Genomic DNA, 6843 nt, shown 5'->3' with positions numbered 1-6843 from the left:
AGGAAGAGAAAAGGAGATATTAACTTCCGGATTGAACGGATTGGGATAATTGGAAATGAAGAATTCAGGTAGATCAAAATCTTCATCTGTTTTGGTTGTGAGGGAATCCAGACGACCGGAAGTTAGATAGAGATAACCGCAGGGAGACATAGAACCGGATTTTAAAAAACTTACATAAACTGAATCGGATTCATTAAAATTTATTGCTATTTTTGAAGTAAAAGGAGAGGTCTCATCATTAAAAAAATCCGGCAGCCATTGATAGAATTCCGAAAAATTATCAGAACCATTTGTGTAATGGAAATCAACATAATTTTGCGGTTCATCATACGCAGCACCAACATACACTTTTTCACCGGAATTGGAAATATTAAAATCACTCATAAAATAATTGTTATCAAAGGTTTCCAAAACCTGGTAACTGTTCTCATTAATATTCAGTTTCAGTATTATATCATTCTCATAAGATTGAAAAAGCTCATAATATGAAACAAGCACATAAATCTCATTATTAAAGATTTTCAGACTTTTGAGAAAAGAGAAAAATAAGTCTTCAAAAACAAATTCATGTTCCTCAAAGTTTATACCATCTTCTGAAATAAGGAATTGAATGACCGACGAGTTTTTATATAAAGCAATAACAATGCTGTTTCCATCAGATGCGATAAATTTCCCTAAAACAGGAGATTCTAATTCCTGTTCAAGTTGAGTAACAAAGTTTTGTCCTCCATCGGTTGATCTGGTTATTACTAAATTTTGTCCATCTTCATTCGTAACAGGGAAATCAATTAAATCAACAAATTTAAACCGTTGATCATAATGATAATCTTTATTATAACCGGTTGAAGGATGAGTTCCATCATAATGAAAATTATCCAGATCCCATTCATTTTGATCAGGATGATTATAAGGATCTATCCCGGAACGATGAACATAACCTCTTCGTCTTTGAGCAATCGAACCATATAGATGAATAGTTCCTCTTTCAGTTATGATATCTTCAGCAGATTCTGGCCAAACAGGATTATACCATGGATGATCTGTTCCATAAGGATAAATAAAGGTTGGAGCATTATTGGGAAAGGATTCGAGATATTCAGGAGATTCATAAGGATAGCCGCACATATTGTAAGGAGATTGGGGAAATCCTCCGTGTATGAGGAAATCGCAAATATCAGGCGGCATACCAGTAATTGGTAGGAAAATATTTTTATGAAAATCTATATAAGTATAAAGAGTATCATTTCCGGTATAAGGGCTGGGAGCGATGAAATCAGGAGTAGAACCGTGAGGATGTTGATATTCAAAAGTAAATATTCCATCGTAATGACAGGCTAATTCTCCATGAGTATTTTCATCTCCTTCACCAATAGCTGCATAAGCTCCGTAAAGCCAAATATCATCACAATTATCCTCCCTTAAGACCATATCATTAAATGGATCTTTGTGTTTGTATTTAATGAGAATTTTTCCTTCTGAAACCAACCCGAAATAATCAAATAGATTGGGATTATCTTCATCATCGGGAGCAGATCCTATAGTAGTCCAATTATAGGTTATGTCACCAACAATATAAACCGTATCAGCACAACCCCAGGTTTGTTTTCCTTCAACCTGTCCCTCGATCCAGAGTTCGCTTTCTACCCAGACAGATTGATCTTGTATTGTTCCGGATGGACCTTGAGTCCAGAGTGTATCATAGATGGGAACATAATTCGTCCAGATATGATCGGAATCTTCATACCAGTTATACCCGGAGTTAATAATATCATTTGCCTGCTGCGCATCTGCTGGAAACCAACTGTAAACTTTAAAGGAGTCTATTCCGACTAATTCCATATCTCCGTACATCGATTGATAGGAATTTCCATCAATTTTTACATAAACAATCTCTTTCGTGGGATCAAAGGGTTGGATACCATTTTCTCGAATGAGATTTGCTTCCGGTTCAAAGAGTTTGGGTGGAACATTTTCCTGCCATCCGCCAAGGAAAATGTCGTCCATTGGGGCTCCGGGAGTTATTTGAAAAACTCCGGATGTCGTAACCATTTCGTGAAATGTTGGCCAACCTCCCATATTATAAATCCAAATATCACCATTGCTGTGAACAGGTCCGAATAATTCATCTTGTCCCCAAAAGAATAATGGAAAGGAATCACCATCCGCATTTTCAGTTTCTTCAACATTAGTAAAATGTTGGAACGATGACATTTGTTCAAAACGACCGGAAATATAACAAAGTTCCAGATTATCATTTTTATTAACAAGAAGCGGCATTTCATATACATTTTCAGCAATTAATTCTGTGGTGAAAGTCTGTCCGTTATCTTCGGAAATGGCTTTATACAAACCGGAAGATTCTTCCGGATCTCTGTAAAAAATTATGACATTGCCGTTTGATAAAACTTCTAAAACGGGAGTGATCCTTTCAACCGGTTCAGTGTAGTTTTTTTCAATAGTCTCAATAACAGTATATGTGAAATCATTTCCGTTGTTTTCTGAATATCCGAAATTTATACACCAATTATCATCATCAGCCTGAATAAAAGTTATGTAAACTTTCTCTCCAATAATTTTGTATGATTGTTGACCTGAATAGCACACAGCATTATTGGGATTTTCCGGATTATCGATTAAAACCGGTTCATTGAATTGGGAAGATAAAGTAATCACATAAAATAAAAAAATAATAAATAATATTTGCTTCATGGTTTCCTCCATTTTGAGCAGATTAAACTTACCAGATTTCAAAAATTTGGCAAGTTAAATTTTCGTAAAACAAGATGCCGATCTTGTCTATTTTCATCAAATCCTTTGAAAAATTTAAGTTGAGACCGAATGAATTCGGCTTATCTCAAGTTTTTATTTCATACACAAAAAAACGATAATAATATTTCGAGTCATTGTTTTTATAAACCTTTTCCAAACCAATTGCCTTATAATTGGAAATTCTAACAGTTGAGAAAAGATATTTTACATTAAACTCCTTTAGTTTATTAATATTCAGATCGCATTGGATCTCATTGATATTTTCTTTAATGTAATCCTGATCATAATAATGTTTACCTATCTTATCATCAAAAAGGAAGACATGTATTCCCCAATTCTGGAAAAAATCTTCAATTTCAGGGTTTTGTTTCAATTCATCTTTGATGATCTCATAAAATTTCTGTTTGAATTCCAACGGATAAAAAACGCTGAAAGAATCGATAGTTTTGAATCCGTTATAATTAGCAACCGCCGGGAAAAAACCGATACAACCGACTCTGTAATCATTTTTATTTCTTTCCAATTTTGCTTCGATTTCCGAAAATTGTTCTTGAGCAAAAAATTGTTTGAAAGTCGGTTTTTCTGTAAAAGCCATTAAAGTCGAATTTTTCAGACAGTATCCAATCTGGAGAGAAACCAGAATGATGAGAATGATTTGAGCAGTTTTTTTGTTCTTCATCATTTGATAAAACTCGATCAGTAAAATTCCCCAGAGAATGTACCAGACAGCAGGATTGAGAAAATAAAATCTTTCCAGCCTGAAACCTTGTTCGAGTTTATTATAAAAGTCCAAAAACGGCTGATAGTAATAAATTCCATAAATTAGAGAAGAAAAAAGCAGAAACGCCCAGAGTAATAAAATCAGCTTCAGATGTTGGAATTTCCTATAAAAAAATAAAAGAAACATAAAGATCAGGGAAGATTGGAGAATGAACCTGCCGTGGAAACTTTGAGATGAAATCTGGGAAGAAATAAAATGGATGAAGATTCGCTTCAGAGTTTCGGTAACTCCATAACCGGTAAAACTTTGTGAAATCCGGTTAGTTGGAATATTATACACAAACTGGATCAGGAAAAACGAGTAATGGCTAACGAGAAAACAAACAAATAAGAGAATTCCACCGAAAATCAGGTGTCGATTCAATTTACTTTTGAACAAAAGGTAAATATAAGCAAATATGATGACAAAAAAGATGAAAATTCCGGAAACAAAAAGGTTGGAATAAAATGCGTATAAGATGACTATCAAATAAGATCTGAGAAGTTTTTGTTGATGATACAAATAATAAAAAGCGAGGATCAAAAGGGGAATTCCGGCAATGGAAAGATGACCCGGAGACCAGAAGGGGAGAGCAATGAATGAGAAAGAAATGAGAATGAGAAGATAATCCGGGAATTTGGTATTTTGAGTAAAAATTTTCAACAGATAGAGAAGTCCGAGAAATCCTAAAAGACGATATAAAAATTCATTGAGAACATAGCCCCAGAAATAATCAAGCGAGAAGAATAGTTTGCTGATGGATATTTGTCCAACCCTGAAAATCGGATTTGCGCCGGGTAAAGTAGCATTCGGAATTTTTTCCGATGGGAATAATGCTCCCTGAAATTTCCCGTTATAAATGCTGAACTGGTTGATCTGGTTGAGATTGTCGTGGATTTGGATGAAGGAATTTTTGCCTTTGAGAATATAAGGAGAAAAGTAGATGAGGAAGAGCAATGTTGTAAGAAGGATGAGATTTCCTCTCCTTCCCAGATTCCATTTGGGAATGTTTTTTATTGAAAAGTTATACTTTGAATTCATTTATGTTATGATTCTCATATCGCAGGAGCGTTGGAACGAAGGAGAAACTTGCCAAATTTTTGTCCCGAAAGCCTTCGGGAGGCAAGTTTCATTGCAAAGATATTTTTATATTCTTCACCACAAACTCAATCTCTTCTTTTTTAAGTTTATAAAACATCGGTAAGCGGAGAATGGTTTCAGCGATTTTTTCCGTAACCGGAAGTTGGACATTTTTGTATTTTCCTTTCCAGAAAGGTGCTCGATGTAAGGGCTGGTAATGAAAAACTGCTTGAATTCCTTTTGAATTGAGAAAATCGATCATCTCTTTTCGCTGTTGAGAATTTTCCAAAACCAGATAGAATAAATGAGCATTATAAGACACATTTTGGGGAACAAATGGTAATTTCTTTTTTGGAAAAAACTCCGCTAAAAGTTGATAATAATAATGCCAGGATTGGAGTCGATTTGAATTTATTTTTTCCAATTCCAATAATTGCGGATAAAGAAAAGCGGCTTGCAATTCGGACATCATGAAATGTTTCCCAAGAATTTGCCAGGTCCAATTTTCTGTTAAACCTCGATCAAAATCTTTGCGATTCGTTCCTTTCTGAAATACCTTTTCCGCTTTTGTGACCAGTTTTGGATTGTTGATAATTAATGCACCACCCTCTCCGCAATGAACATTTTTGGTTTCATGAAAACTGGTGATTGCCATATCTCCAAAACTTCCTGCCGGTTTCTCGTTAAATCTGCTTCCGATCGACTGGGCAGCATCTTCGATCAGAAACAAGTTGTTTTTTTTACAGATATCCGAAATTTTTTCGATCTCGCAGGGAATTCCGGCATAATGAACAGGAATTATAACTTTAGTTTTTTTGGTGATCAAACCTTCGATCAAAGATTCATCGATATTTTTTGTATCTTCCCGGATATCGCACCAGACGATCTCTACTCCTGCAGAAGCTAATGCGTTGGCAATCGAGCAATGCTCGAAAGCAGGTATTATTACTTCATCTTCCGGTTTTAGTCCTAAAGATGAAAGTGCTATTTCCAGGGCACCGGTGCAGGAGGATGTCAGCAGAACTTTATTGCAACCGATGTATTTTTCCAGCAAATCACTGCCTTTTTTGATGAATTCACCGCGTGATGAAAATTTTTTCCTTTTAATCACGGAATTCAAATAGAGAATTTCAGTTCCCAGAACTAATGGCTTATTGAATGGAATTTTCATTATTAGCTCATGGATTTAACGGATTTTATTTTTCATTAAACAATTTTCCCTCTGTTATTCTGGAGACTCCTCATTAATAAGAGCAAGAAGAAACTTCGGAATGACAGCGACTTTGCGAAAATTCCCACAAAGAAATTCCTTCATCTGATCTGCGCAAATATATCATCATCAAACCAAAACTCATATCTTTGCGAAAGTCGAGAAAAGCAAGGAGTAGCACAACTTTCGCAAAGTTAAAAATCCCAAATATATTCCGGAGCATCCTGTCCAACACAAAATAACAGGTCAAAAATGGAAACATTATGCTCAAATTTTCCCCAGAGTTGAGAATATTCGGGATAATCAGGATAATTCATAAACTCGACTTTTATATCATTTTTTTCAAATTTGGAAATATCAAGATAAGATTTTGCGGAAGGTCCGGTCAGGTAATAATCTGCTTGCAGTTGTTTCATTATGGAAATGATCTTATCGTTCTTTCCTGCAACTAATTCGAATTCATCCGAATTGCAGAAAATCGTTTGCAATCCCAGCAAATTGGAAATTTCCTTGATCAGAAATTGATTCAATTCGCTTAATTTCTGCCATTTGGTTTTGAGATAAACTTTTTCTAAAAAAGTAGAAAAATTTTGGAAATATTTCGTTTTATGATAACTCATCTCCAGAGTTCTGAAATGTTTCTCAAACCATTTTGTTTTATTATTGATTTCAACTTCATTTATTTTCATTTTTTGTGTCCCGTTGTTGGGAACTGAAAGCCACTTTAAACCTTGCGGAGTTTTTATCAAATTACGGCTTCTCCAATCACGAATTGTGTATTGAGCAGTATCGAGAAAAACGAAGTAATCGACTTTCTGGATGATGTGAAAATATCCTTTCCAGGGGATGTAATTGGATTGAAGGATCGCTACTTTTTTCATTTTCTTTTACCCGCGAAATACACGAAAATACGCGAAATAATTGGCAACTAACAAAACGAACAAGAACTAACATTTTTGCCTTTTTGACTGGACTTCATCCGGCTTTTGACGGATGGAGTTCAGGTTGAAAGTTTTATTCATCT

Annotated in this window: 4 protein-coding genes; all 4 read right to left on the bottom strand. The window is 35.0% G+C overall.

Annotated features, from left to right (window positions below; all coding sequences use genetic code 11):
- Positions 1-2709 (bottom strand): exo-alpha-sialidase (locus ENL20_08210; GenBank protein HHE38540.1); only part of this gene is annotated, 2709 nt, incomplete at its 3' end.
- A 145-nt stretch (positions 2710-2854) separates the two neighbouring features.
- A complete protein-coding gene (locus ENL20_08205) occupies positions 2855-4570 on the bottom strand; it encodes a hypothetical protein (GenBank protein HHE38539.1) in 1716 nt (571 codons plus the stop codon).
- Between the two features lie 88 nt (positions 4571-4658).
- Positions 4659-5780: a dTDP-4-amino-4,6-dideoxygalactose transaminase gene (gene rffA / locus ENL20_08200; protein HHE38538.1), complete on the bottom strand. Its 1122-nt coding sequence runs from the start codon at positions 5778-5780 to the stop codon at positions 4659-4661.
- Between the two features lie 233 nt (positions 5781-6013).
- Positions 6014-6700, bottom strand: coding sequence for a hypothetical protein (locus ENL20_08195; protein HHE38537.1), 687 nt, complete (start codon positions 6698-6700; stop codon positions 6014-6016).
- Positions 6701-6843: the final 143 nt, after the last annotated feature.

The sequence above is a fragment of the Candidatus Cloacimonadota bacterium genome, assembly GCA_011372345.1.
Lineage (GTDB): Bacteria > Cloacimonadota > Cloacimonadia > Cloacimonadales > TCS61 > DRTC01.
Note: the sequence above shows the minus strand (reverse complement) of the source record. Positions and strands in the feature narration are given on the sequence as shown.

Bases quoted from the DNA above. Each gene is read 5' to 3' on its own strand.
- ENL20_08205 (HHE38539.1), bottom strand. From the start codon at position 4,570: ATGAATTCAAAGTATAACTTTTCAATAAAAAACATTCCCAAATGGAAT.
- rffA (HHE38538.1), bottom strand. From the start codon at position 5,780: ATGAAAATTCCATTCAATAAGCCATTAGTTCTGGGAACTGAAATTCTC.
- ENL20_08195 (HHE38537.1), bottom strand. From the start codon at position 6,700: ATGAAAAAAGTAGCGATCCTTCAATCCAATTACATCCCCTGGAAAGGA.